The following is a 24,168-nucleotide window of genomic DNA, read 5'->3' on the forward strand; positions in this document are numbered from 1 at the left end:
CGCGGAAACGACCGCAAGGCGTGGGAGGAGTCCGGCGCCAAGGCCGCCGTCGGCAAAACCCTACGATCGCCGACGGCGGCTGTCCGGGCACCGGACTCGTGATCCCTCACCCGTGAGCGCGGCCAGTACCGAATCCCCGTCCGGAAAGAGGAACACCACAAGTCCCACGAGCAGGTCCGCGCCCGTGTCGAGCACGCCTTCGCCCGCATGAAGACCTGGAAGATCCTCCGCGACTGCCGCCTCAGACGGCGTGCACCACGCCATGCCAACGGGGAGCGCGCGGGCGGCGAGCTCGCGGCAGACCTGCTTCTGAGGCGCTACGGCATCTCGAAGTCCTGGAAGTCGAAACCCGGGGCGACGACGCAGGTCACCAGGACCGGCTCGTCACCCGCGGGGTGGGCGCTCTGCCAGACGCCGCCCGGGACGAGGAACTGCGGCTTCTCCCCGTGTTCGATCCCGCTTCCCACCATCACCTCGACCGCTCCGGCTTCGTCCGGGGCGTCACCGTGCCCGCTCAGCCGCATCCGCAGCGGGCCGCCCCGGTGCCAGAGCCAGAGTTCGTCCGAGCGGACGCGGTGCCAGCGGGAGAGCTCGCCGGGGTGAAGCAGGAAGTAGATCCCGGTCGCGTAGGCCCGCGGTCCGTCGTATCCGTCGGGGACCGTCCCGCCCGAGGTCTTCCAGGTCTCGCGGAACCAGCCGCCCTCGACGTGTGGTTGCAGGCCGAGAAGGGCGACCAGTTCGGAAGGGTCCGACGCGGAGGCATCCGGAGCATCAACAGTGTCCGCCATGGGCACACATCCTCGCGCACGGCCGCAGCCATCGCGGAGGAACGCCGCGCAACGCGCCGGTCTCACCCATCAGGCCGCCGCCTGGTCGAACGGCCCTTCGTCAGCGAGACGCTCTTCGGTCCGTGGCCGTACTGCCTCCACGGCCTCATCCGCTCCACCGTCCGCGGCGCCGACGACCAGACGGACGACCGCTGGACTCCCGTCGACGGGGAAGCGGCCGCCGTCCGGGCGCTCGCCGCGCTCGGCGAGCAGTGGACGGCGAGCCGTGGACGGCCGGGCCGGAGCGCGATCTGCTCGTCCTCGTCGGCTGCCCGCGCCAGTGCCTCACCCACGCCCGGGGCTTCCGCCTCGAACCCGGCTGGCTCACCGACGCCGCCGGGCCTACGTCTCCGGCCCGTCCGGGAGCCGGTCGCCCCGGCCGTCGCCTACGCGGCCGCCCGCACCGGGCCGAACAGCACGGCGCCGCCGACAGGCGCGGTGCTGTCTCAGGCCGCGGTCGGCGGCCCCGTCGCTTCGGCGGCGCGGCGGTATTCGGCGTTGATGCGCTGGGCTTCTTCGAGCTGGTCCTCAAGGACGATGATGCGGCAGGCGGCCTCGACGGCGGTGCCCTGGTCGACGAGCTCACGGGCGCGGGCCGCGATGCGCAGCTGGTAGCGGGAGTAGCGGCGGTGGCCGCCCTCGGAGCGCAGCGGGGTGATCAGGCGGTGTTCGCCCAGGGCGCGCAGGAAGGCGGGGGTGGTGCCGAGCATCTCGGCGGCCCGGCCCATGGTGTAGGCGGGATAGTCGTCGTCCTCAAGACGCCCGCCCGTGTTATCTGCTGTCATCTGCACCTCTCTCTGAAAGACGTAGGGGGGCCCTGGTGCCGTACGGCACCAGGGCCCCGAGAGAACTACTACACCACCTGCCGGCTCTGATACCACGCCGGCCTTCTGTGTCCGCAGACCCGACCTGGCTGCTGTCGGGGATGCGGGGATCGCGGTTGCTTGACCGGAGACCACCTCACTGACGATGTCCTGCGGTACCCGGACTCGGTACGTGTGTCCGGGCGATCCTGATGGCGCTTCGCTCCTCCGTTCCTTCCCTCGGTGATCAACTGCTTCTTACCGCTTGGGTGCTGCGTACCACTGGTGTTGCGAACTGCTCCGTGGCCTGTGTCAGCCCCACTCTCCGGCAGCCAGCCCCGTTGCCCGTCCTGCGTCTGCTCTGGCTTGGAACCCCACTGCCGGACTTCCCGGTGCGCGCGTCCGCAGCCGACGCCTTCACCAGGGGCACTGCTCACCTACTTCGCTGCTGGGTAATGCGCACTTCACTTACGGGTACCGCTTCTTCTGCCATGACCGCGGTCCCGGTCGCGGCGGCCCCTGATCACTGCGGGCCACCCGGTCCGGCCGTCAGTCCCGTCGCCGTCCTGCAACAACCCTGGCTTCGGAACTCCACCACCGCACCGCCCTGCACCTGCGTGTACCGCTTGCCGGCAGTTCGTCTCTGCCAGGCCCTGCTGTCCTTCGTGGCTACGAGAGAAAACATAGCCCCACTGCTCTTCAATGTCTACTACGGCAAGTACAGATTTTCGCGTGTCCCGCGCTGAGGTAATCGACCTCGGGCAGCGACCCTTTCCGTGTGCATGGTGACCATTCATGGGTGAACGCCACCTATGGCGGCAGACGGGTTCGCGCGACCGTGCCGACCCGGGAGGCGGCCCGCGATGGGCGGGCAACCACTAGGGACACCGCCGTCAGTGGCGGGCTTCGTGCTGCGCCTGGCCCGCCAGAGCGCGGCTCGGGGTGACGACGAGCGGTCCGGACCCCGGCCGGTACGGCTCCCGGGGCGGTGCTGCCCCAGGGCGGTGCCGCCCCCGAATCGGGGTGCTTCAGGGGCGGTCGCGCGGGGGCCGTGACGGCTCAGTAGTCTGCGTTCGACGGGGGTTCGGGCCGAGCGCGCGCACGTCCCCCTCGGGGCCGCCGGGCCCCGCGCGCACCGGCCGAGCGCCCCGGAGGACCCGTGAACACCCCGCCTTCCGCCCCGTCCGCGCACGTCCTGCGGCTGCTCGCCGCGGCGCGGCGCCGTACGGACGCGGTGATCGTCCCCCTCCTGGAGCGGGTGGGCCCGGCCCCCGCCAGGGTGCTGGCCTACCAGTGGGGGGTGTGGGGCGCCCAGGGGCAGCCCGTCCAGGGCAGCCGTACGGGTGGGGGCAAGGCGGTGCGGGCGGCGCTCGTGTTCGCCTGTGCCCGCGCCACCGGCCGCCCCGATACCGATCCCCTGGTCCCTGCCGGGGCGGCCGCCGTCGAGATGCTGCACACGCTCTCCCTGCTCCATGACGACGTGATGGACGGCGACGAACTGCGCCGGGGCCGACCGGCGGCCTGGCGTGTGTTCGGGTCCGATGCCGTCGAGGACGCCGTCCGCGCGCTGACTCCGCACGCCGTCGGCCTGCTCTTCGACACCCTCCCCGAACCCGCCGCCACCACCACCGCCACCGGCCTTCCGGGGAGCCCGCCCCCTCGGGACCCCGAGACGCTGAGGGCGCCCGCGCGTGCCACCGCCGTGCTCGGCGACGCGCTCGTACGTCTCGCCCAGGGCCAGGCCCTCGACCTCGCCCTGGAACGCGAACCGAGCCCGGGTGTCGCCGCCACCCTGCGCGTGCACGCCGACAAGACCGGCTCGCTGTTCGCCTGCGCCTGCGCGCTGGGCGCGGCACCGGCCGCCGCCTCGGACCTCACCGCCTTCGGCGAACACCTCGGCATCGCCTTCCAGATCACCGACGACGTCCTCGGCGTCTGGGGCGACCCCGCCGTCACCGGCAAACCGGCCGGCGCGGATCTGTCGGCCCGCAAGAAGTCCCACCCGGTCGCCGTGGCCCTCACCCCGGACCCGGACCGGGCCGACGAGGACATCCCCCGGCAGTTGCACGGGTTGTACGCGCTCCCACGGCCGTGGACGGCTTCGGAGAGGGCGGAGGCCGGGCGGCTGCTCGACCGGAGCGGTGCCCGCTCCGTCTCGCAGGCGGCGGCCCGCGGTCACGCGCGGGCCGCGCTCACCGCGCTGGCCCGCGTCTGCCCGCCGCACGAGGAGGCGGGGGAAGACCTCAGGGCCCTGGCCTCCTTCGTCACAGGCCGCCCGTACTGATCCCTCCCGATCGCTCCCGGCCGGACCGCTGCCACGGGGCCGGCCGGTCGAAGGCGTTGGGGAGGCCCGCCGCGTACAGCTCGTCGTCCAGGCGCTGCAGGCGGGCCAGCTCCACCGGCTGCTCCCAGCCGCGTACGACGCAGGGCGCCGCGGCCGAACCGGCTGTCGCGAGGAGGGCGTTGACGGCGGCCTTGGCGCTCTGGTCGGCGGCCTCCATCGTGGCCAGGTTGAGGTCCACGTCGACGTGGTCGCCCGCCTGGAAGAGGTTCGGCACCTTGCCCGCGGGCTTGGGGCGCCAGCGCCGCGAGCCCGGCGTACTGATCAGCAGCGGCTCGGTGTTGTGCGCGAGGCCGCCGGGCTCCGCGGGCCAGCGGATCGCCGGATCCGTGAAGCACGAATGCACCAGCTCCCGCGACAACAGGCCCCGCCCGTCGCGCCGCAGCGAGTCCTCCAACTGGTGCCACACCTCGCGGACCACCTCCTCGCGGGTACACGCGCGGGCCGTCTTCCCGGTGAGCGGTCCGGGCACGTCCCACGCCGACACGTCCACCGACAGGCAGTCGCGGACCGTGCCGTCGCCGTACCGTGCCCGCATGTCGATGCCCGACCAGAACTGCGCCTGCGCGATCGAGGTCAGCGCCCACGGCGAGTCGACGTGGATGACGTGTCCGTGCACGAGCGGGATGCGTTCGCGCAGGAAGAACTGCACACCCGTCATCCAGTCCGTCTCCAGACGGTCGATGCCGGTCAGGTCCTCGTCCAGTTCGCACACCTCGGGGCCGAGGGTGCGCACCGCGGCCTCGGCAGGGACCGCGCAGACGAACCAGTCCGCTTCGATCTCGCGGACCGCGCCCGACGGGGTGCGCACCGCGGCGGCGCGCACCGCGCCGTGCGCGGTCCGCAGGCGGGTGACGCGGTGCCCCACGAGGAACCGGACGCCGAGCGCGACCAGACGGGCCGCCCACGGGCCGATCCACGCCTCCGTGGTCGGCGCGTCCAGCACCCGGTCCGCTTCGGCGTGGCGGGTCCCGCCGAGCAGCCCGGCCCAGAACTCCACCTGGGTACGGCCGATCGACGCCACGCTCGCCACCTCGGCCTTCGCCGCCACCAGGGTGCGGGTCGGGCCGATCACGCAGAGCCGCCGGTACTCCTCGGAGGCGCCCGCTCCGGCCGCGAAGTCCCACCACGACGTGTTCTCGAACTCGCCGTCGCGGCGGGCCGGTCCGCTCGTGGCGCAGACGAGCAGCCGGTTCGCGAAGTGGGCGCTCTCCTCGGACGAGAGTCCGGGGGTGCGCGCCATGAGGTGGCCCATGGCCCGCAGGGTGGCCTCCAGGTTCCGTTGCCCGGGGCCGCCGGATATGTCCACGACCACTCCGTCGCGCCCTTCGTCCCGTGCGTAGAGCATCTGCGTGGTCGGCACCAGGCGGTCGGCGACGCAGCCACCGGGGACCGGGATGCGGGCCATCGTCTCGGTGACGTTCCGGTAGAAGCCGGGAAAGAACCGGAAGCCGTGCTCCCCGGGCAGATCACGGCGTCCGTCGCGGCCGGTGCCGGGAACCGGGATGCTGCGCGCTTTGCCGCCCAGAGCACGGGCCTCGACCACCGTCACCTCGAAGCCGCGCTCGGCCAGCTCCATCGCCGAGGTCAGCCCCGCCGGCCCGCCCCCGATCACCACCACCCGCCGCCCGGCCCGTCCTCCCGACCCTGCCCCTGGCCCTGAGACCGCCCTCTGCCCCGCCCCGGCCACCGGCTCGGTTCTCATACGCGTACCTCGCCCCGTCCCTCACCCTGTCCCGGCACGGAAGACCCGCCCCCGCCCGCGAACAAGATCACCACACGGCACCGGCTCCGCTCCACGCGGGACCCTCGCCCTACTTCACGACGGCTCTCAGCGCGTGGGGCTCACACCCGCGCTCCACGGGGCGGGCCGAGGAGGTTTTGGCCGTCCACCGCCGGAGCGAGGAGCTGTGCCGCGCCGGGACACCAGCCACTCGACGGTCCTCGCCCCGCAGGGGCCGACGGTGACCACGCCTCCGGAACACCAGCCGATCCCGGCGCCGCCACAAGCGTTCTGAGCCCGCATCCCCATCGCAGGTCGGGGGCCCTTCGAGGAAGGCTCCACCGGGTGCTGGTCCGGCCGTCCCGGTCGCGGGTCAGCGCGTTGCGCACCGCCCTGACGGGGCTCACGCAGGCGGAGGTGGACGGCGGGCCGGAGTTCCCGGCCGCCTGCCGGACGCTCCCGCGACGGCGTACGGGCCCGGCGGGCGGCCCGGGACCGCCGGGCAGGGGCGCGGGTGGCTGCGGCTACCCTGGCGCCGGACCCGAGGAGGAACCATGGGGCGGATGCCGTCGGCCGTACGGCGCAGGCAGTTGGTCGAGGCCGCGATCAGGGCGATGACCAGGGACGGCGTCGCCAGGACCACCACCCGCTCGATCTGCGCCGAGGCGGGGGTCTCGCTGAGCGTCTTCCACTACTGCTTCGAGTCGAAGCAGGCGCTCCTGGAGGCCGCGATCGGGACGATCACCGGCAACAACCTCGCGCGGGTGATGCCTGCGGTCGAGCGGGGCGCCACCCTGCGGGAGACCGTGAGGGGCGCGCTCCAGACGTACTGGGACCATGTCACGGCCCGTCCGGGCGAGCACATGCTCACGTACGACCTCACCCAGTACGCCCTGCGGGAGCCCGGGTTCGAGCATCTGGCCCGTGCGCAGTACGAGCAGTACGTGGTGGCGGCGGGCTCGCTGATCGAGCAGGTCCGTGAGGCACGGGGGCTGGCGCCCCGGGTGCCGGTGGAGTCGCTCGCACGGTGTCTGGCGGCGGCGATCGACGGTCTCACGCTCCAGTTCCTGGTCCTCGGTGACGAGCGGGCGGCGGCCGAACAGCTGGACCTGACGGCGGATCAACTCGTACGCCTGATAGAGGGTTGAGCCCGGAGGGGTCGTTTCCCCGGAGAGAGCGACGGGGCCGCCGGGACTCGTACGGACTCCAACAGGTCATCCGTCCCGGACTCTTGACTCACTCCGTCATCACCGCGATCCTCGGGGCGCCCGGTACTCCCCCACCGTCCGGAGGCTTCCCAGAGATGACCCGACCCTTCACGCGCCGGACGGGTGGCCGATCCGTCCTCCTGGCGCTGTTCCTGGCCCTGGCCGCCGTGCTCTTCGGCTCCGGTCCCGTCCCCGCCGCGGCGGCGGGCGGCGGCTGGTCGGAGCCCTCCTCCCGGCCCGCCGCCGATTCGCAGATCAACGTCACGGGGACGCCGTTCACCGGGACGGACGCGCAGGGGAAGGTGCGCGGCTTCGTCGACGCGCACAACCACCTCATGTCCAACGAGGGCTTCGGCGGCCGGCTCATCTGCGGCCAGACCTTCGCCGAGGGCGGCGCCCCGGAGGCGCTCAAGGACTGTCCCGAGCACTACCCCGACGGCTCGGGCGCGCTGTTCGAGAACATCACGGGCGGCGCGGACGGCCATCACGACCCGGTCGGCTGGCCGACGTTCAAGGACTGGCCCGCCAACAACTCCCTGACGCACCAGCAGAACTACTACGCGTGGGTGGAGCGTGCCTGGCGCGGCGGCCAGCGGGTCCTCGTCAACGACCTGGTGACGAACGGCCTGATCTGCTCGATCCTGCCCCGTGACCGGAGCTGCGACGAGATGACCTCGATCCGCCTCCAGGCCCGTAAGACCTACGAACTCCAGGACTACGTCGACCGGCAGTACGGCGGTCCGGGCAAGGGCTGGTTCCGCGTCGTCACCAGTGCCGCGCAGGCGCGTTCGGTGATCGAGCAGGGCAAGCTCGCGGTCGTCCTGGGCGTGGAGACCTCGGAGCCGTTCGGCTGCAAGCAGATCCTCGACGTCGCCCAGTGCGGCAAGGAGGACATCGACCGCGGCCTCGACGAGCTGTACGGGCTCGGGGTGCGCAGCATGTTCCTGTGCCACAAGTTCGACAACGCCCTGTGCGGTGTCCGCTTCGACGAGGGGGCGATCGGTACGGCGGTCAACATCGGTCAGTTCCTCTCCACGGGCACCTTCTGGGCCACGGAGAAGTGCGCGGGTGCGCAGCACGACAATCCGATCGGGCTCGTGGCGGCGCCGGTGATGGCGACGAAGCTCCCGGTGGGCGTGAGCGTCCCCTCGTACGCCTCCGACGCGAAGTGCAACACCCGTGGGCTCACCCGGCTCGGCGAGTACGCGCTGCGGGGCATGATGGACCGGGGCATGATGCTGGAGCTCGACCACATGAGCGTGAAGGCCGCCGGGCGGGCCCTCGACATCCTGGAGTCCCAGGAGTACCCCGGTGTGATCTCCAGCCACAGCTGGATGGACCTGGACTGGACCGAGCGGCTCTACCGGCTCGGGGGTTTCGTCGCCCAGTACATGCACGGCGCGGAGGGCTTCGTCGGTGAGGCGGGCCGGAAGGCGGCGCTGCGGGCGAAGTACGGGGTCGGGCTCGGCTACGGCACCGACATGAACGGGGTCGGCGGCTGGCCGGGTCCGGTGGGCGCCGACGCGCCGAACGCGGTGAAGTACCCCTTCCGCAGCTTCGACGGCGGATCGGTCCTCGACCGGCAGGTGACCGGACAGCGCACCTGGGACCTCAACACCGACGGCGCCGCGCACAACGGCATGGTGCCGGACTGGATCGAGCAGATCCGGCTCACCGGCGGCGGGCAGGGCGTGGTGAGCGAGTTGGCGCGGGGCGCGGAGTCGTACCTGACGACCTTGAAGGCGACCGAGGACCACGAGATGGGTGTGGACCTGGCGGCGGGCGCGCCCGCCTCGGCCAGTTCCTCGGAGTGGAACCCGTTCACGAGCTACGCCCCGGGCCGGGCCGTGGACGGCGACGTCGGCACCCGCTGGGCCAGTGACTGGTCGGACGACCAATGGCTGGGCGTGGACCTCGGGGCCGTGCGCCGGATCAGCCGGGTGACCCTCGACTGGGAGCGGGCGTACGCGCGCCAGTACCGGATCGAGGTGTCGGAGAACGGCACGGACTGGCGGACCGTGTGGTCCACGAGCACCGGGGACGGCGGTTACGACACGGCCGAGTTCCCGTCGACGTCGGCTCGTCACGTACGGGTGCACGGCGAGCGGCGGGCGACCCAGTGGGGCTACTCGCTCCATGAGATGTCGGTGCACCGGGCCTGAACCCACGCGCGCGTACGACCGGCCGGACCCCTCAGAGGTCCGGCCGGTCCTGTTCCCGCGAGCGGCCGGTCCCGCTCCGGGGGCTGGTCCTGCTCCCGGGAGGGCCCTCCCGGCTCCTCGTTCCGCTTCGTCCGCCGGTGAGGGATCATGGGAGCCGGAACGTGGAAGGGAGGGAACGGACGATGAGGCACCGCAGTGTCGCCGACCTGATGACTCCGGCCGCCGTGACGGTGCGCGCGGGGACCTCGTTCAAGGAGATCGCACGGCTCCTCGACGAGTACGGCATCACCGCCGTCCCGGTGGTCGACGACGAGAACCGGCCGGTGGGCGTCGTCTCCGAGGCGGATCTGCTGCGACGGCACACGACGAAGAGCGGGCCCAGCACGGCCGAGGCCATGATGTCGAGCCCGGCGGTGACGGCCCGGCCCTCCTGGACGGCGGTCGAGGCCGCCCGGCTCATGGAACGGCACCGGGTGAAGCGGCTCCCGGTGGTCGACGCGGACGGGCTGCTGATCGGCGTGCTCAGCCGCAGTGACCTGCTCCAGCTGTTCCTGCGCAGGGACCGCTCGATCCAGGAGGAGATCCGGGAGGACGTGGTCGTCCGCATCCTGGGCCTCTCGCCCTCCGCCGTGCACATCGAGGTCGACGACGGCCGGGTGACGCTGAGCGGCACCGTGGACCGCCCGGGGCTGGCCCCGGTGATCCTCCGCCTCTGCGAGTCGGTCGACGGGGTCGTGGAGGTCACCGACCGGCTGGCGTACGGGGAAGAGGCCTGGGCGGACGGGTCCGAGCCCGGGACGGGGTCCGCCGGGGGCGGCGGTCCCGTCAGGTGACCGCCTCCGGCCAGCCGTAACCGGGGCCGGTGCGCCGGGGCAGGGTGGCGGCGCCCGCCGCCTCCAGTTCCCGGTCGGCCTCCCTCATCAGCTTGCCCGCCAGGTCCTTCATGGCCCGGCTCGCGGCGATCTCGTCGCCGATCGCGGGCACGTCCACGTCCCCCGGGTCGCACCGGGCCGTGCCGTGGCCCGTGAGGGTCGAGCTGCCGGTGCGCAGCCGGGCCTCGGCCCTGGTCCGGCCGCCGTCCTCGACCAGCTCGACGCCGACCGTCCACTCCTGGGTACGGGTCATGGGGTCCGCCTCCTCGTACAGCGGGCCGCGCGGAAGCGGGGCGCGGCCCCTACCACCTCCAGGATCCTCTGGGAGCGGTGCGGGCGCGCGCGGAGACGCGGCCACCGTTCCCGGGGCCACCTCGTCCCCCTGGCAGAGGACGCGGTCCCCGGCCCGTCCGGTGCCGCCTCCGGCACCGTGCCGGACGTCCGCGCCCCGGGCGCGCCCGGCCGGGTCCGTACCTACGAGCAACCCGTACCGCGCAGGTCGTGACGAGGGTCTTCGGGGCCACCGGCCGAAGGATCCTCGGCCCCACCGGCCGGGAACGTTCCCGTCACCCGCGCGGGTCGTGGCGGTGTCGACGTCGACGCGGGCCCGTCGCCGGGGCCTCTAGAGACCCACGTCCCGGACCCTGAGGTCCGCCAGGGTCTCCCGGCGGACCAGGAGGCGGGCCCGGCCGTCGTGGACGGCGACGACCGGGGGGCGGCCCACGAGGTTGTACGAGGAGGCCATGGACAGGTGGTACGCGCCCGCCACCGGGACCGCGAGCAGGTCACCGGGGTGGATGTCGGCGGGCAGCGGAACGTCCTCGGCCACGATGTCCCCGGCCTCGCAGTGGCGGCCGACGACCGTCACGCGCTCGGGGTCCGCCGTGGAGTGGCGGCCGACGAGGCGGGGCACGTAACGCACCCCGTAGAGGGCGGGCCGGGGGTTGTCGCTCATTCCGCCGTCGACCGCCACGAAGGTCGTCCCGGGGGTCCGCTTCACCGAGAGCACCCGGTAGAGCGCCACGCCCGCGGGTCCGGTGACGGCGCGGCCCGGTTCGATGAGCAGGCGCGGGACGGGCAGCCCGGCCGCCGCGCAGCTCCCCGCCAGTTCGGCGCGGACCTTCCGGGCGAGCGCGGTGAGGTCGAGCGCGGGTTCGCCGGGGCGGTGCGCGATGCCGTGGCCGCCGCCGAGGTCGAGTTCGGGCAGGGTGACGCCGTGGGTGTCACGGATCCTGGCCATCAGGCCGACGAGCCGCCGCACGGCGACGAGATACGGCTTGACGTCGGTGATCTGGGAGCCCAGGTGGCAGTGGAGGCCGGTCAGTTCGAGCTGGGGCTGGTCGAGTACGCGCGCGACGGCGTGCTGGGCGTGCCCGTCCCGCAGGGAGAGGCCGAACTTCTGGTCGTCGGTGCCGGTCCGGATCTTCCGGTGGCCGCCCGCTCCGATCCCCGGTGTCACCCGGATCATGACCTTCTGGTGTCCACCGGTGCCGACGGCGGCGGCGATGCGGGCGATCTCGGAGGGCGCGTCGATGACGATACGGCCCACGCCGAGGCGCAGGGCGGTCTCCAGGTCCTGCGGGGACTTGGCGTTCCCGTGGAGCAGGACGCGCTCGGCGGGGAATCCGGCGGTCACGGCGAGTTCCAGTTCGCCCGCCGAGCAGACGTCGAGCCCGAGGCCCTCCTCGGCGACCCAGCGGGAGACGGCACGGCACAGGAAGGCCTTGGCCGCGTAGTGGATCTCGGCGTCGGGGAAGGCCGCCCGGTAGCCGCGGCAGCGCTCGCGCACCTCGGTCTCGTCCAGGACGTAGACGGGGGTGCCGTGGCCCTCGGCGATCTCGCTGAGCGGCACACCGCCGACGAGGAGGGCGCCGTGGGGCCGCTCGACGGTGGTACGGGGCCAGACGGAGAGCGCGGCGGCGCCCTCGGGGCCGGAGGTCTGGACCGGAGAGGTGGAAGCGGGCACGGGGTCGAGAACGCGGGCCGCAAGGGCGGAAGCGGCCTCGGGCGCGGCGGGCTGGACCGGAGAGGCGGGGGCGTCCGTCAGGGGAAGGGTGGTCATCTCGGGGCTTCCTTCAGCTCGCGAGGGCGGTGAGGGAACGCGGGAGCGGCTGCCGCGCCCCGACCGCCGGCAGCGGGCCGGGGACGGCGGCGCGGGCGGAGGCCGACGCCGGGGCCGTGAACGTCGGATCGATCGTCAGGACGCCCACACCCAGGGGTTCGACCAGGGTCCGCAGGGCCGGTTCCGCCAGTCGGATCCAGGGCTGACCTGCCCCCAGGAGCGCGGTCAGCCGGGCCGGGTCGGTGAAGGCGACGGCGGTCCGGTCGCCGACCGGCGTGCGGAACAGGCGGGCGGTCACCCGGCCGTGGGTGCCCGGCCGGACGGGGACGCAGAGCCGTCCGGCCGGGAAGGGTTCCGCAGGCTCGGGGTCGTCTCCGTAGGGGGCGTCCGTCATGGTTTCCTCCGGGTTCGGGGGGTGGTTCCGGCACCGTCGCGCCGGGTTCTCCCCGACGCTATCCCCGGCGTTCCCCCCTCCCCGGTCGGCCCTGACACGCCCCTGACGCGGAAGCCCCGGACGCATACGGACCCCTGACACCCGGCCCCGGCCCCTCAGGGGCCCGGGTCGCCGTCACCCGGCGTACGCGCTCCGGTGTCCGCGTCCTCGGGCCCGAGCACCGGGTGGACGGCGGATCGGTCGGCTCACCCGGCCGCGTCCACCCGGTGCGGGGACACCGTCCCGGGTGGACGCCGGAGTGCGCTCCGTCATCCGCGTGAAAGCGCCCTCCGCCCGCATGTGCCGTCCGGCAGGAGGGGGAGGACAGGGGAAGGGAAGGGGGCGACTCGGACGAAGGGTGATGTTCATGGCAAGCGTGGAGCACCGCTACACGGGCCGGATCTTTCTCGCGGCCGGACAGCAGACCTGGCTCGGTTTCTTCTACACCAGTGGCGATCCCCAGCCGCGCAGCTGGAACCGCTGGGCCGCGGGCCACACCGGGTTCGGCGGCTCCTTCACGTACATCGAGATTCTGGAGGAACTGGTGGCCTGGGACATCGACGCACAGCCCCATGTCGGCTGGAACCTCCTGCTCAGGGCCCAGAACGGGGACGCGGACTTCATCCTGAGCGCCGTCAGTGTGGATCAGTAGGAGAGCAAGGGAGAGTCTGATGCGGGTTCATGTGGTCTACGAGCGGGACGGGAAGGTCATCGCCCTCGCGGACGTCGACAGCGAAGGCGGCGTAGAGGTGCGGCCCCTCGCCCGGGAAGGCCTGGAGTTCACCCAGATCGAGGTGCCCGACGCCTACGCCGCTCTCCCCCTGTCCGGACTGTACGCGCGCCTGCGGCTGGAGGTCGGGACGGAGGGCCCCCGGGCTCATTGGCAGCAGGCCTAGACCGGTCCGGCGACCCGTATCCGTGACGGGGAGGTCTCCCCGGCCCTTCCCGTCCTCCGTCCGGTTCCCTCTCCGCCCTCGCCCTTCGCGCGCCGGTCGCCGACGGCCTGCCGGGCCGGTCGGCCGTCGGTCTGTCCGCCCCGGCGCTCGCTGGTCCCGGCCCGGCCGCGCCTGCCGACAGGAGTCGGGGGCCGAGAGGGTTTCGGGCACCGGTGCCCGCGCGCTCAGGGCCTGAGGAGTCGGTCGAACTCCGTCACCCGGGTGCCGTGGCGCGTTCTCGTGTTCTCCAGGACAGCCGCCTTCAGGACATCGGTGCGCACGTCGGCGACGTCACGGGGGGAGGTGACCCCGGGCGTGTGCTCGTAGTTCCAGACGACGGCGTCGAGGAGGACCGGTGCGGTGAACCGCCATCCCCGCGACAGGATCGCCTGGGAGATCGCCGGGTAGGGCGTGTGGACCGGATTGCCGAGCCAGCCGAGGAGCGCGGGCCGCGGGACACTGAAGTCCACACCGGCCCTGCCCAGCGCCCGCAGGACAGCGGGAGCGAGAGCCGGTGCGTCGCGGTCCGGGTCCAGCCCGATGAGCTCGTCCCACAGCCGCACCGCGTCCATGACGGCCGCCCGCGCGTCCCGTTCCCTCCCCGCCTCGTCGAATGCCTCGGCGGCGGCGAAGAGTTCCCGTGCGCGTTCGACCGACACCTGGGGGCCGTCGCTCTCGTCCCGCTCTTTGGCCTCCCGCCGCAGGACGTGTGCCGTCCCCGTCGCCGCGGGCAGCACCACCGTCACGAGGACGGCCAGCAGAACGCGTCGGCGGGTCGTCCTCACCCGCGACCGGCCCGACGGCGGGTCGGTCGCGGCCCCGTCGGGGTGCCCGGGCGGCGCCTCGGGCGGCGACGGCGTGCCCGTGGAACCGGGACGGGGCGCGGCGGTACGGGCCGGTGCGCGGGTGCCCGTACCGGACGGCGCGCCGACGGACTCGGCGTCGCCCGCCGGAAGCGGATCGGGCCGGTGCCGGGCCACCACGGAGGGCGAGGCTCCGGCCCACGGCCGGAGAGGGCCCGGCCCGACGGTACGCGGTGCCGCGCCGGCCCCCGCCGACCGCTGCGGCCCCTTCCTCAGGACGGTCTGGTACACGGTCCTGAGCTCCGCACCGGGGTCGGTGCCCAGTTCCTCGGCCAGCCGCCGCCTGACGACGCCGTAGCGGTCCAGCGCCTCCGCCCCCCGCCCGGCCGCGTGCAGCGCCTGGATCAGCACACACTCCAGGGGCTCGGCCAGGGGGTACTCGGCGGCGAGATCGGGCACCAGGGAGATCACCGCGGCGGGACGGCCGAGCCGGAACTCGGCCTGCGCCCACCACACCGCCGCGTCCAGCCGCCGACGATGGCAGCTCTCCCGGACCCGCTCGGCCCACGCGCCCGAGAGACCGGCCAGCGGCTCTCCCCGCCACAGGCCCAGAGCCTCCGCGAGCACCGCTACCCGGGCCTCGTCGTCATACCGCCGGTCCGCGCTCCGCTCGACCAGCCGACGGAACCGGTGGAGATCCACCAGTTCGGGGTCGATGTCCAGCACGTACCCGGCGTGCCGACGCTCCATCCGTGCCGCCGCGCCTCCGCCGGGGGCCGCCGTCTGTCTCAACAGCCCCCGGATCCTGCTCAGATGGGCGTACAGCACGGGCCGGGCGTTGGCGGGCGGATCGTGGCCCCAGACCCGGTCGACGAGTGTCTCCAGGGCGATCGGTCTGCGGGCGTCGACGAGCAGGGCGGCCAGTACCACCTGCTGCCGCGGTGTCCCCACGTCGAGCGACCGCCCCGCCGACCGCACCTCGATCTCGCCCAGCAGCCGGAAGTCCACGCGTCCCCCTGTATGACCGACCGCGCATGTCGACGTCCCCGCTTCCCATGCTGGCTGGCCCGCAAGGTGGCCGCAAGGTCGGCGCACAGGCGGCGACGCCAGGGTGGGGACGGCCGGGGCCCACCGACGCCGTCCACGCGGCCGAGGAGGCGCTCCGCCGCCGGTCCGGCGGGGTCCCGAACGGCGTCCGCCGGGAGGGAGGCCACGGCGACGCCGCAGGAAGTCGCTCACGCTCCGCTCCGTCGAACCGGCGACGGCGAACACCGGCACCCGACCCTCACGAAGGAGATCACCATGCGGATACCCCTCGCCCTACGGCCCGACCGCCCCGGCAGAGCCACGGCATCGGCCGCTCCGCCGGTGCGGACCGGGCTCAGACGCTCCCGCCTCACTCCGGCGGCCCTGGCGGCGGCCCTGGTGTTCGCCGTCTTCTCGGCGCTCGCCCCGACACCCGCCCAGGCCGCGGAACCCACCCGCTACGAGCTCGTGAACACCCGCACCGGGCTGCGCGCCGACGTCATGTGGGCGTCGGCCGACGCGTACACCGGTGTGTTCCTGTGGCCGGACAACACCAGCGCCTCCCAGGAGTACGAGCTGCTCGACAGCGGAAGCGGGTACTTCCGGATCAAGGCCCGGCACTCCGGCCAGTGCCTCATGCTCGACTGGCGTTCGGGGTACTACGAGAACGGCACCCCTGTCATCCAGTACCCGCACTGCGCCGCCGGTTACGCACCGGCCGAATGGTCCATCGCCTGGGCACGGACGAGTTGTTCGGGACAGTGCTTCCCCACGACCATGCTCCTCAAGAACAGGGCGACCGGCAGGTGCCTCGACGCGGCGGCCCCGTCCGGCACACCCGCCCAGCAGGCCCTCCTGCAGCAGTGGGACTGCATCTCCGTCGACAACGAGTGGAACAGGGGGAACCAGAGCTGGAACCTCCGGCAGCTCAACAACTTCCCCAACATCCCCTGAACGGCGAGCGGCATCGGCCGTGACCCGGCCCCCGGGCCGTGCGCCGCTCCGGGACGAGACGCCCTCCACGGCCCTCACGACGGCCGTGGAGGGCCCCTGGCCGTCGAAACCCGGCGCCAACGACCGCGCCACCGCCCCGGGTGGGGGCGCCCGCGCCGAGACGACAGGTCCGTGTCGCGTCCTCGCGCCCTCCGCGAGACGGCCACCACCGCGCCCGACCGCCTGAGCATCGGCCGGGGACAGGCGCGGCGAACAGCCCACGGATCTCGGCGCCGGCCCCCACGGGAAGACACTTTCGCCTGATACTGGTTCGGGTGTTCGCGCAGGGGGTTCCGGGCCCCGTCAGAACGGTCCGACATCACGTCGGTGAAGTGAGCGTCGCATCAGCGGGAGTCCGCCGGGAACCGCCTCGGAACTACCGCCGGGCATCAGGACCGACACCTGGCCCTACCCGCCGTGACCTGCAAGGACATCACCCATACAGCCGTCTTCCCATCTGCCGAGGAGATATCGTTGAGGATGCTCATCAACGTTCCCGAGACCGTCGTCGCCGACGCCCTGCGGGGAATGGCCGCCGCGCATCCCGAGCTGAACGTGGACGTGGAGCGGCGGATCGTGGTGCGGCGGGACGCGCCCGTGGCCGGTCAGGTCGCGCTGGTGTCCGGCGGAGGGTCCGGCCACGAGCCCCTGCACGGCGGGTTCGTGGGACCCGGGATGCTCACGGCCGCCTGTCCCGGCGAGGTCTTCACGTCCCCCGTCCCGGACCAGATCGTACGGGCCGCGGCGGCGGTCGACAGCGGCGCCGGGGTGCTGTTCGTCGTCAAGAACTACACCGGTGACGTGCTGAACTTCGAGATGGCGGCGGAACTCGCGGAGGACGAGGGCATCCAGGTCGCCAAGGTCCTCGTCGACGACGACGTCGCCGTGACCGACAGCCTCTACACGGCGGGGCGGCGCGGCACCGGCGCCACCCTGTTCGTGGAGAAGATCGCGGGCGCGGCTGCCGAGGAGGGCGCGCCGCTGGAGCGGGTCGAGTCGATCGCCCGCCGGGTCAACGGGCGTTCCCGTTCCTTCGGCGTGGCCCTGAGCGCCTGCACGACGCCCGCCAAGGGCAGCCCCACCTTCGACCTTCCGGCGGGCGAACTCGAACTCGGGGTCGGCATCCACGGCGAACCCGGACGGGAGCGGCGGCCGATGATGACCTCCCGGGAGATCGCGGACTTCACCGTGGACGCCGTCCTCGACGACCTCCGCCCCGCCAATCCGGTGATCGCCCTGGTGAACGGGATGGGCGCGACCCCGCTCCTGGAGCTGTACGGGTTCAACGCCGAGGTCCAGCGGGTGCTCGGCGAGCGGCGGGTGCCGGTCGCCCGGACGCTGGTCGGGAACTACGTGACCTCGCTCGACATGGCGGGCTGCTCGGTGACCCTGTGCGAGGTGGACGAGGAACTGCTCCGGCTGTGGGACGCGCCCGTGCGGACGCCCGCGCTGCGCTGGGGCCGGTGAGACGGGGGATGGGTCGGATGGACGACATGACGGAGACCTTCGGCGCGGACTTCCTGGTGCGCTGGCTCACCGCCGCCGCCGGGGTCGTGGACCGCGAGGCGGACCGGCTCACGGAGCTGGACTCGGCCATCGGCGACGCCGACCACGGGGCCAACCTCAGGCGCGGGTTCGCCGCCGTGACGGCGACCCTGGCGAAGGAGCCGCCCCGGACACCGGGCGCGGTGCTCACCACCGCCGGGCGGGAGCTGATCTCGACGGTCGGCGGCGCCGCGGGGCCGCTGTACGGCACCTTGCTGCGCCGTACGGGCAAGACGCTGGGCGAGGCGACGCGGGTCACCCGGGAGGAACTGGCGGAGGCCTTCGGTTCCGGAGTGGCGGCGGTGTCCCAGCTGGGGGGCGCGCAGGTCGGCGACAAGACGATGCTGGACGCGCTGGTACCGGCCGTGGACGGGCTGCGGGAGTCGTTCGCGGCGGCCCGCGCCGCCGCCTTGGCGGGCGCCCTCGCGACCGTGCCGCTGCGGGCCCGCAAGGGCAGGGCGAGCTATCTGGGCGAGCGGTCGGAGGGACACCAGGACCCGGGGGCGACGTCCTCGGCGCTGCTGTTCGCGGCCCTGGACGAGACCGCGCGGACCCCGCGCGCCGGGGTGGCGTCATGAGCGCGGGAAGCGGCGCGGGGCTCGTCGGCATCGTGCTCGTCTCGCACAGTGCCGCCGTCGCGGCGGCGGTGGCCGAACTGGCGCGGGGCCTCGCCGGGGGCGGGGACCTCGCTCCGGTGGCCCCGGCGGGCGGAAACCCGGACGGCGGTCTGGGAACCAGCGCGGAGCTGATCCGGAAGGCGGCGGAGTCCGTGGACCGGGGGGCCGGGGTCGCGGTCCTGGTCGATCTGGGGAGCGCGGTGCTCACGGTCAAGGCGTTGCTCGCCGAGGGTGACGAACTGCCCGGAGGGACCCGTCTGGTGGACGCGCCGTTCGTCGAGGGCGCGGTCGCGGCCGTGGTGACGGCGAGCGTCGGCGGCGACCTCGACGCGGTGACGGCGGCGGCGTCGGAGGCGTACGCCTACCGCAAGGAGTGAGGGGCCACCCCGGGGGTGGGGGCGGCGCCGGTGAGGCAGAGGGGTCGGGCGCGCCCCCTTGGGGCGCGCGTCTCGTCGGCCGACGGCGGGCCGGGCAGCGGCCGACCGCGCGGGAGCCAGGTGTCGGGGCCCACCGGGTCGGGGCCCGGACAACCAGCGAAGTCGTCGGTCCGGGGGCCTACGGGGTCGGCGCCCGAGGACCCCGTAGGGGAACCCGGAACCCGTAGGGAGGAGCCCGGGACCCGTAGGGGGAACCCGGGACCCGTAGGGACCTCAGCACCGCAAGGGGCCCGGGACCCGTAGGGGACCTTCGGGACCGTAGGAAACCCCGAGGAGCCGTAGGGGACCCCAGCGCCCCCACGAACCCCCTCCCGCGATGCGGGAGGGGCCGTCGCCGCCGGACTCCTACGGGCCCGGCGGCGACGGCCCCGAGGCTACCGAGTAGTAGATGTCACTCCCGGAAAGCTCTGCAACTAGTTGCATAAGGAGAGGGGGTCCCCTAGAACTGAGGGCGACGATCCCGCGCGAGGAGGCGCCCCATGACCCCGTACCCGCACCTGCTCAGCCCGCTCGACCTCGGGTTCACCACCCTGCCCAACCGGGTGATCATGGGGTCGATGCACGTCGGCCTCGAAGAGACCGAGGACGGCTTCGCGCGCATGGCCGCCTTCTACGCCGAGCGTGCCCGGGGCGGCGCGGGCCTCATCGTGACCGGCGGCATCGCGCCCAACGAGGCCGGACGGCCCTGGGACGGCGGCGCCAAGCTCACCACCGCCGAAGAGGTCGCCGAGCACCGGACCGTCACCGACGCCGTCCACGAGGCCGGTGGCCGGATCGCCATGCAGATCCTGCACTTCGGCCGGTACGCGTACCACCCCGGGCTCGTCGCCCCCAGCGCCCTCAAGGCCCCCATCAGCCCCTTCGTACCGAACGAGCTGACCGACGCCGAGGTCGAGCGGACCGTCGAGGACTACGTCCGCTGCGCCGTGCTGGCCCGGGAGGCCGGGTACGACGGCGTCGAGGTGATGGGCTCCGAGGGTTATCTGATCAACGAGTTCATCGCCGCCGCCACCAACCACCGGACCGACCGCTGGGGCGGCTCCTACGAGAACCGCGTCCGCTTCCCCCTGGAGATCGTCCGCCGGGTCCGCGAGCGGGTCGGCCCGGACTTCATCCTCGTCTACCGCCTCTCCATGCTCGACCTCGTGCCCGGCGGCTCCACCCTGGAGGAGGTCGTCCGGCTCGCCCAGGAGATCGAGGCCGCCGGGGCCACCCTCATCAACACCGGCATCGGCTGGCACGAGGCCCGCATCCCCACCATCGCCACCTCCGTGCCGCGCGGCGCCTACACCTGGGTGACGAAGAAGCTGATGGGCGCGGTCTCCGTACCGCTCGTCACCAGCAACCGCATCAACACCCCCGAGGTCGCCGAGGAGATCCTCGCCGACGGCCGCGCCGATCTGGTCTCGCTGGCCCGCCCCTTCCTCGCCGACCCCGACTTCGTCGCGAAGGCTGCGGCCGACCGGGCCGACACCATCAACACCTGCATCGGCTGCAACCAGGCCTGCCTGGACCACACCTTCAATCTGAAGATCACCTCCTGCCTGGTCAACCCGCGTGCCTGCCACGAGACCGAACTGGTCCTCTCGCCCACCCGCCGCACCAAGCGGATCGCCGTCGTCGGCGCGGGCCCGGCCGGACTCTCCTGCGCCGTGTCGGCGGCCGGACGCGGCCACTCCGTCACCCTCTTCGACGCCGCCTCCGACATCGGCGGACAGCTGAACGTCGCCAGACGGGTGCCCGGCAAGGAGGAGTTCGACGAGACGCTGCGCTACTTCCGCGTCCAGCTCGCCGAGCACGGTGTCGAGGTGCGCCTCGACGCCCCCGTCACCGCCGCCGACCTGGACGACTACGACGAGGTGGTCGTCGCCACCGGCGTCGCGCCCCGCACCCCCGCCATCCCGGGCGTCGACCACCCCAGCGTGCTCAGCTACCTGGACGTGCTGAGGGACGGCGCGCCCGTCGGCGAGCGGGTCGCGGTCATCGGCGCGGGCGGCATCGGCTTCGACGTCGCCGAGTTCCTCACCGACGACGGCCAGGGCGCGAGCCAGGACCCCGAGACGTACTTCCGGCAGTGGGGCGTGGACACCTCGTACGAGAACCGGGGCGGTCTGCGCACCCCCGAGCGCGGTGCGGCGCCGCGCCAGGTGCACCTCCTCCAGCGCAAGGAGTCCAAGGTCGGCGCGGGTCTCGGCAAGACCACCGGCTGGATCCACCGCACCGAACTCAAGCACCGGGGCGTGACGATGGTCGCGGGCGTCACCTACGACCGGATCGACGACGAGGGGCTGCACCTCACCGTCGGCGGGGAGGCCCGGCTCCTCCCGGTCGACACGGTGGTGCTCTGCGCGGGCCAGGAACCGCGCCGCGACCTGTACGAGGAGCTGGTGGCGGCGGGCCGTACGGCGCATCTGATCGGCGGCGCGGACGTCGCCGCCGAACTGGACGCCAAGCGGGCCATCGACCAGGGCACCCGGCTCGCGGCCACCCTCTGAGCCGTACGGACCGCCCGTTCCGGGGCACGGGAGGCCCCGTGCTCGTGCGCGCCGGGCGCCTCGGTCCGGCCGGGACCGTCCGGCCCCGGCCGACGCGGGCCGCCCCGCTGCGGCGGACGCGGGCGGCGGCCGTGGTCGGCGCGACCGGGCTCCGGGCCGGACCCTCCCGCCGTCTCACGCCGGATCAGGGCCAGTCGGAGCGCCGACGGACGGACCCGACCGGCTGCGCCGCCTCGTACCGCGGGGCGGGATCGGGACGGGGCGCTTCCGGGTGGAGCGGCTGACGGGCGCCCGGGGGTGGTCCGGGGCGGAACGAGCCCGGGGAGGCCGACCGATAGCACGGTGTTATGCCCGGACGGGATTACCCGGCGGCCTCCCGCGAGAAGAGTCTGGTTCCACTGTCCCCACCCCCACGGGCGGCGCTCCCGCGCGCCGTCGGAGACGAGGAACCTTGCGCATTCACCGCATCTGGGCGTCCGCCGCGGCCGGAGCCCTCTCCGTGCTCGCCCTGCTGGCCCCCACCGCGACCGCCGCGCCCGACAACGGACCGGCCGGTGCCACGGGCCAGAGCGTCCGGCCCATCATCGGCGGCGGCTACGCCTCCAGCGGCCCGTGGGCCGCCCGTCTGTACTCCCAGGGCAGAGAGACCTGTTCGGCGACGATCATCGCCCCCACCTGGATCCTGACCGCCAAGCACTGCGTCAGCGGCGGCGGGCTCTCCTTCCGCATCGGCAGCCTGGACCAGTTCAGCGGCGGAACCGTCGCCAACGGCACCCAGACCTACACGCACAGCTCGGACCTGGCGCTCGTGCGCCTCGACCGGTCCGTGTCGACGACCTACTCCCAGCTCGGCCAGCCCGGCTCGGTGAGCGTCGGGCAGGGCGTCCAGGTGTACGGCTGGGGCGCCACGTCCCAGTGCGGCTCAGAGATCAACTGCCAGTCCCGGTACCTGAAGGTCGCCAACGTGACGGTGACCGGCGGCTGCACCGACGCCTACGGCGGTTCGGCGATCTGCGCCCGGCGCGGCGACGGCATCACCGCGGGCGGCGACTCGGGCGGTCCGATGACGGCCTCCGGCATCCAGGTCGGGGTGGCGTCGACGAGCGACCGCCAGACGACCACCGCGTACACCAACGTGACGGCCTACCGCTCCTGGATCCGGTCGATCGCCGGAGTCTGAGCCTGAGGTCCCCCCGGGGCCCGCCCCCGCGGGGGACGGGCCCCGGGCCCGCGTCCGCTCCGGGGAGGGGCCGGGGCGGGACGGGACGGGGCGGCCGAAACCGTACGGTCGTGTCCACCGCAGCGGTGACGGAACACGACGCGGCACGTACCGCAGTGTGATACTGGACGGCCGGGGGTCCACGACACGAAAGGGCGGGTATGGCCGACGACTTGGGGCATCGCGCGACACGCCACGCGGTGGTCATCGGGGGAAGTCTCGCCGGGCTGCTGGCCGCCCGCGTCCTCGCCGAACACGCGGAGAAGGTGACCGTCGTCGAGCGCGACCGCTTCCCGGAGGGGCCGGATTCACGGCCCGGGGTCCCGCAGGGGCGGCATCTTCATGTGCTGATCCACGGCGGGCAGCGGGCGCTCGACGAACTGCTGCCGGGGTTCACCGACGAACTGCGCGAACTCGGTGCCCCGGAGGTGGGCATCCCGCAGGACATGATCCAGTGGCAGGGCGGCCGGTGGTTCCGCCGCTCGTCCGCGAGCTCGTACTTCTACAGCGGCCCGCGCCCGCAGCTGGAATGGCTGGTGCGGCAGCGGGTCTCGGCCGATCCTCGGGTCGAACTGCTCGACGGCACCGAGACCGTGGGCCTGGTCGGCGACTCCGCCCGGGTCCGGGGCGTACGACTGCGGACGCGTGGCGCGGGCGGCGACAAGGAGACCCGTACGCTCGCCGCAGATCTGGTGGTGGACGCGTCCGGGCGGTCCACCAGGGCGGCCGACTGGCTGGCGGGCATCGGCGCCGAGGCGCCGCACGAGGAAACCCTCGACACCGGCCTCGCGTACGGCACGCGCGTGTACCGCGTGCCCGCCGGGGACCCCGGCACCGACACCGTCGGCTACAACATCGTGCCCAACCCCTCCCAGGTGTACGGCGGTGTCGTGCTGCCGCTCGGCGACGGACGGCACCTCGTCACCCTCTCGGGGCTGCGGGGCGACGAACCTCCCACCGAGGAGGGGGCGTTCGAGGAGTACGCGAAGCGGCTCCCCCATCCGTTGATCAGCGACTGGCTGGCTCGGGCCGAACCGGAGTCCCCGGTGTACGGCTTCCGCAGGACCGCCAACATCCGGCGCCGGTACGACCGTCCGGGGCGGCGCCCGGCCGGGTTCCTCGCCACCGGGGACGCGCTCTGCGCCTTCAACCCGGTCTACGGGCAGGGGATGGCCGTCGCCGCGATCACGGCGGTCGCGCTGCGCCGGGCGCTCGCGGACCGGAGGCGCGTCCCGACCACCCGGCGGGTGCAGCGCGCGCTGCTCGCCGCCTCCCGGCAGGCGTGGGACATCTCGGCAGGCGCGGACAAGAAGATGCCCGGCGCGACGGGGGACGCGGCCCGTTCGGGGACGCTCGACAAGGCCGTCGGCTGGTATCTGACCCGGGTCCAGGAACGGGCGGCGGGCGATCCGGTGGTCGGGAAGCCGTTCCGGGAGGCGCTGACCCTGACCGGACCCCTGACGGGGCTCTTCGCCCCCTCGGTGGCCCGCGCGGTGCTGTTCGGCCCGGTGTCCCCGACCCCGACGGAACCACCTCTGCGCCGGGAGACCTGAGGGAGCGGGCCCGCGGGGGTGCCCGCGAGCGGCAGGCGCGCTCCCCGGCCGGGGCCCGTACCCGGACCCGTAAGGGATCGCCGGACCCGTAAGGGATCGCCGGACCCGTAAGGG

20 protein-coding genes and 1 pseudogene are annotated in these 24,168 nt (G+C 73.6%); 14 read left to right on the forward strand and 7 right to left on the reverse strand.

Annotated elements, in window-relative coordinates; all coding sequences use genetic code 11:
- Positions 1–6 precede the first annotated feature (6 nt).
- Positions 7–267: pseudogene (locus ACIO92_RS19060) on the forward strand (transposase family protein); the annotation flags it as partial.
- A 50-nt stretch (positions 268–317) separates the two neighbouring features.
- On the opposite strand, the gene ACIO92_RS19065 reads toward ACIO92_RS19060, so the two are convergent.
- Positions 318–788, reverse strand: a complete 471-nt coding sequence (locus ACIO92_RS19065) for a cupin domain-containing protein (protein WP_401237130.1) — start codon at positions 786–788, stop codon at positions 318–320.
- Positions 789–1,273: 485 nt separating this feature from the next.
- Positions 1,274–1,612, reverse strand: coding sequence for a MerR family transcriptional regulator (locus ACIO92_RS19070; RefSeq protein WP_366444505.1), 339 nt, complete (start codon positions 1,610–1,612; stop codon positions 1,274–1,276).
- A gap of 1,177 nt (positions 1,613–2,789) precedes the next feature.
- On the opposite strand from ACIO92_RS19070, the gene ACIO92_RS19075 reads away from it, so the two are divergent.
- Positions 2,790–3,914 (forward strand): polyprenyl synthetase family protein, encoded by a 1,125-nt coding sequence (locus tag ACIO92_RS19075; protein ID WP_402281957.1) that lies wholly within the window; start codon positions 2,790–2,792, stop codon positions 3,912–3,914.
- Here the strand turns inward: ACIO92_RS19075 and ACIO92_RS19080 are convergent.
- Positions 3,895–5,592 carry an FAD-dependent oxidoreductase gene (locus ACIO92_RS19080; protein ID WP_366444503.1) on the reverse strand — a complete coding sequence of 566 codons (1,698 nt, stop codon included), beginning with the start codon at positions 5,590–5,592 and terminating at the stop codon, positions 3,895–3,897. The two genes, ACIO92_RS19075 and ACIO92_RS19080, sit on opposite strands and share 20 nt — an antisense overlap.
- A 656-nt stretch (positions 5,593–6,248) precedes the next feature.
- Between ACIO92_RS19080 and ACIO92_RS19085 the strand changes: the two genes are divergently transcribed.
- The 3 genes from ACIO92_RS19085 to ACIO92_RS19095 all read left to right on the forward strand — a co-directional run bounded on the left by ACIO92_RS19085 (position 6,249) and on the right by ACIO92_RS19095 (position 9,897).
- Complete coding sequence (locus tag ACIO92_RS19085; RefSeq protein WP_366444502.1) at positions 6,249–6,842, forward strand: TetR/AcrR family transcriptional regulator; 594 nt, start codon at positions 6,249–6,251, stop codon at positions 6,840–6,842.
- A gap of 155 nt (positions 6,843–6,997) precedes the next feature.
- Entirely contained in the window at positions 6,998–9,064 is a 2,067-nt protein-coding gene (locus ACIO92_RS19090) for a discoidin domain-containing protein (protein ID WP_366444501.1), read from the forward strand.
- 182 nt (positions 9,065–9,246) lie between these two features.
- The gene (locus tag ACIO92_RS19095) at positions 9,247–9,897 is read left to right on the forward strand and encodes a CBS domain-containing protein (RefSeq protein ID WP_402281954.1); all 651 of its coding nucleotides are present in this window, start codon (positions 9,247–9,249) and stop codon (positions 9,895–9,897) included.
- Here ACIO92_RS19095 and ACIO92_RS19100 read toward each other — a convergent pair.
- The 3 genes from ACIO92_RS19100 to ACIO92_RS19110 form a co-directional block, all read right to left on the reverse strand.
- Positions 9,890–10,189 carry a DUF1876 domain-containing protein gene (locus tag ACIO92_RS19100; protein ID WP_401237123.1) on the reverse strand — a complete coding sequence of 100 codons (300 nt, stop codon included), beginning with the start codon at positions 10,187–10,189 and terminating at the stop codon, positions 9,890–9,892. The genes ACIO92_RS19095 and ACIO92_RS19100 overlap by 8 nt on opposite strands.
- A gap of 369 nt (positions 10,190–10,558) precedes the next feature.
- Positions 10,559–11,998 carry a diaminopimelate decarboxylase gene (gene lysA, locus ACIO92_RS19105; RefSeq protein ID WP_366444498.1) on the reverse strand — a complete coding sequence of 480 codons (1,440 nt, stop codon included), beginning with the start codon at positions 11,996–11,998 and terminating at the stop codon, positions 10,559–10,561.
- Positions 11,999–12,011: 13 nt separating this feature from the next.
- Complete coding sequence (locus ACIO92_RS19110) at positions 12,012–12,392, reverse strand: SAV_915 family protein (protein ID WP_366444497.1); 381 nt, start codon at positions 12,390–12,392, stop codon at positions 12,012–12,014.
- A 406-nt stretch (positions 12,393–12,798) separates the two neighbouring features.
- Here ACIO92_RS19110 and ACIO92_RS19115 point away from each other — a divergent pair, with 406 nt between their 5' ends.
- Complete coding sequence (locus ACIO92_RS19115; RefSeq protein ID WP_366444496.1) at positions 12,799–13,083, forward strand: hypothetical protein; 285 nt, start codon at positions 12,799–12,801, stop codon at positions 13,081–13,083.
- Between the two features lie 19 nt (positions 13,084–13,102).
- Positions 13,103–13,327, forward strand: coding sequence for a hypothetical protein (locus ACIO92_RS19120; RefSeq protein WP_366444495.1), 225 nt, complete (start codon positions 13,103–13,105; stop codon positions 13,325–13,327).
- 224 nt (positions 13,328–13,551) lie between these two features.
- Here ACIO92_RS19120 and ACIO92_RS19125 read toward each other — a convergent pair whose 3' ends face one another.
- Complete coding sequence (locus ACIO92_RS19125) at positions 13,552–15,177, reverse strand: BTAD domain-containing putative transcriptional regulator (protein ID WP_402281951.1); 1,626 nt, start codon at positions 15,175–15,177, stop codon at positions 13,552–13,554.
- Between the two features lie 294 nt (positions 15,178–15,471).
- On the opposite strand from ACIO92_RS19125, the gene ACIO92_RS19130 reads away from it, so the two are divergent.
- From ACIO92_RS19130 to ACIO92_RS19160, 7 genes are all read left to right on the forward strand, one after another.
- Positions 15,472–16,149 (forward strand): RICIN domain-containing protein, encoded by a 678-nt coding sequence (locus tag ACIO92_RS19130; RefSeq protein WP_366444493.1) that lies wholly within the window; start codon positions 15,472–15,474, stop codon positions 16,147–16,149.
- 513 nt (positions 16,150–16,662) lie between these two features.
- Positions 16,663–17,655 carry a dihydroxyacetone kinase subunit DhaK gene (gene dhaK / locus ACIO92_RS19135; RefSeq protein ID WP_366444492.1) on the forward strand — a complete coding sequence of 331 codons (993 nt, stop codon included), beginning with the start codon at positions 16,663–16,665 and terminating at the stop codon, positions 17,653–17,655.
- Positions 17,656–17,663: 8 nt separating this feature from the next.
- Positions 17,664–18,311, forward strand: coding sequence for a dihydroxyacetone kinase subunit DhaL (gene dhaL / locus ACIO92_RS19140; RefSeq protein ID WP_402281948.1), 648 nt, complete (start codon positions 17,664–17,666; stop codon positions 18,309–18,311).
- On the forward strand, positions 18,308–18,727 hold the full coding sequence (locus tag ACIO92_RS19145; RefSeq protein ID WP_366444490.1) for a PTS fructose transporter subunit IIA: 420 nt from the start codon (positions 18,308–18,310) through the stop codon (positions 18,725–18,727). Before dhaL ends, ACIO92_RS19145 begins: the two co-directional genes overlap by 4 nt.
- Before the next feature lie 539 nt (positions 18,728–19,266).
- Positions 19,267–21,282, forward strand: coding sequence for an FAD-dependent oxidoreductase (locus tag ACIO92_RS19150; RefSeq protein ID WP_401237121.1), 2,016 nt, complete (start codon positions 19,267–19,269; stop codon positions 21,280–21,282).
- Between the two features lie 451 nt (positions 21,283–21,733).
- The gene (locus ACIO92_RS19155) at positions 21,734–22,462 is read left to right on the forward strand and encodes a trypsin-like serine protease (protein ID WP_366444488.1); all 729 of its coding nucleotides are present in this window, start codon (positions 21,734–21,736) and stop codon (positions 22,460–22,462) included.
- Positions 22,463–22,662: 200 nt separating this feature from the next.
- Positions 22,663–24,054: an FAD-dependent monooxygenase gene (locus ACIO92_RS19160; protein WP_366444486.1), complete on the forward strand. Its 1,392-nt coding sequence runs from the start codon at positions 22,663–22,665 to the stop codon at positions 24,052–24,054.
- Positions 24,055–24,168: the final 114 nt, after the last annotated feature.

It is taken from the genome of Streptomyces sp. NPDC087215, from assembly GCF_044744885.1.
In the GTDB taxonomy this organism is placed as follows: domain Bacteria; phylum Actinomycetota; class Actinomycetes; order Streptomycetales; family Streptomycetaceae; genus Streptomyces.

Bases quoted from the DNA above. Each gene is read 5' to 3' on its own strand.
- ACIO92_RS19065 (WP_401237130.1), bottom strand. From the start codon at position 788: ATGGCGGACACTGTTGATGCTCCGGATGCCTCCGCGTCGGACCCTTCC.
- ACIO92_RS19070 (WP_366444505.1), bottom strand. From the start codon at position 1,612: ATGACAGCAGATAACACGGGCGGGCGTCTTGAGGACGACGACTATCCC.
- ACIO92_RS19085 (WP_366444502.1), top strand. From the start codon at position 6,249: ATGGGGCGGATGCCGTCGGCCGTACGGCGCAGGCAGTTGGTCGAGGCC.
- ACIO92_RS19090 (WP_366444501.1), top strand. From the start codon at position 6,998: ATGACCCGACCCTTCACGCGCCGGACGGGTGGCCGATCCGTCCTCCTG.
- ACIO92_RS19095 (WP_402281954.1), top strand. From the start codon at position 9,247: ATGAGGCACCGCAGTGTCGCCGACCTGATGACTCCGGCCGCCGTGACG.
- ACIO92_RS19100 (WP_401237123.1), bottom strand. From the start codon at position 10,189: ATGACCCGTACCCAGGAGTGGACGGTCGGCGTCGAGCTGGTCGAGGAC.
- lysA (WP_366444498.1), bottom strand. From the start codon at position 11,998: ATGACCACCCTTCCCCTGACGGACGCCCCCGCCTCTCCGGTCCAGCCC.
- ACIO92_RS19110 (WP_366444497.1), bottom strand. From the start codon at position 12,392: ATGACGGACGCCCCCTACGGAGACGACCCCGAGCCTGCGGAACCCTTC.
- ACIO92_RS19115 (WP_366444496.1), top strand. From the start codon at position 12,799: ATGGCAAGCGTGGAGCACCGCTACACGGGCCGGATCTTTCTCGCGGCC.
- ACIO92_RS19120 (WP_366444495.1), top strand. From the start codon at position 13,103: ATGCGGGTTCATGTGGTCTACGAGCGGGACGGGAAGGTCATCGCCCTC.
- ACIO92_RS19130 (WP_366444493.1), top strand. From the start codon at position 15,472: ATGCGGATACCCCTCGCCCTACGGCCCGACCGCCCCGGCAGAGCCACG.
- dhaL (WP_402281948.1), top strand. From the start codon at position 17,664: ATGGGTCGGATGGACGACATGACGGAGACCTTCGGCGCGGACTTCCTG.
- ACIO92_RS19145 (WP_366444490.1), top strand. From the start codon at position 18,308: ATGAGCGCGGGAAGCGGCGCGGGGCTCGTCGGCATCGTGCTCGTCTCG.
- ACIO92_RS19150 (WP_401237121.1), top strand. From the start codon at position 19,267: ATGACCCCGTACCCGCACCTGCTCAGCCCGCTCGACCTCGGGTTCACC.
- ACIO92_RS19160 (WP_366444486.1), top strand. From the start codon at position 22,663: ATGGCCGACGACTTGGGGCATCGCGCGACACGCCACGCGGTGGTCATC.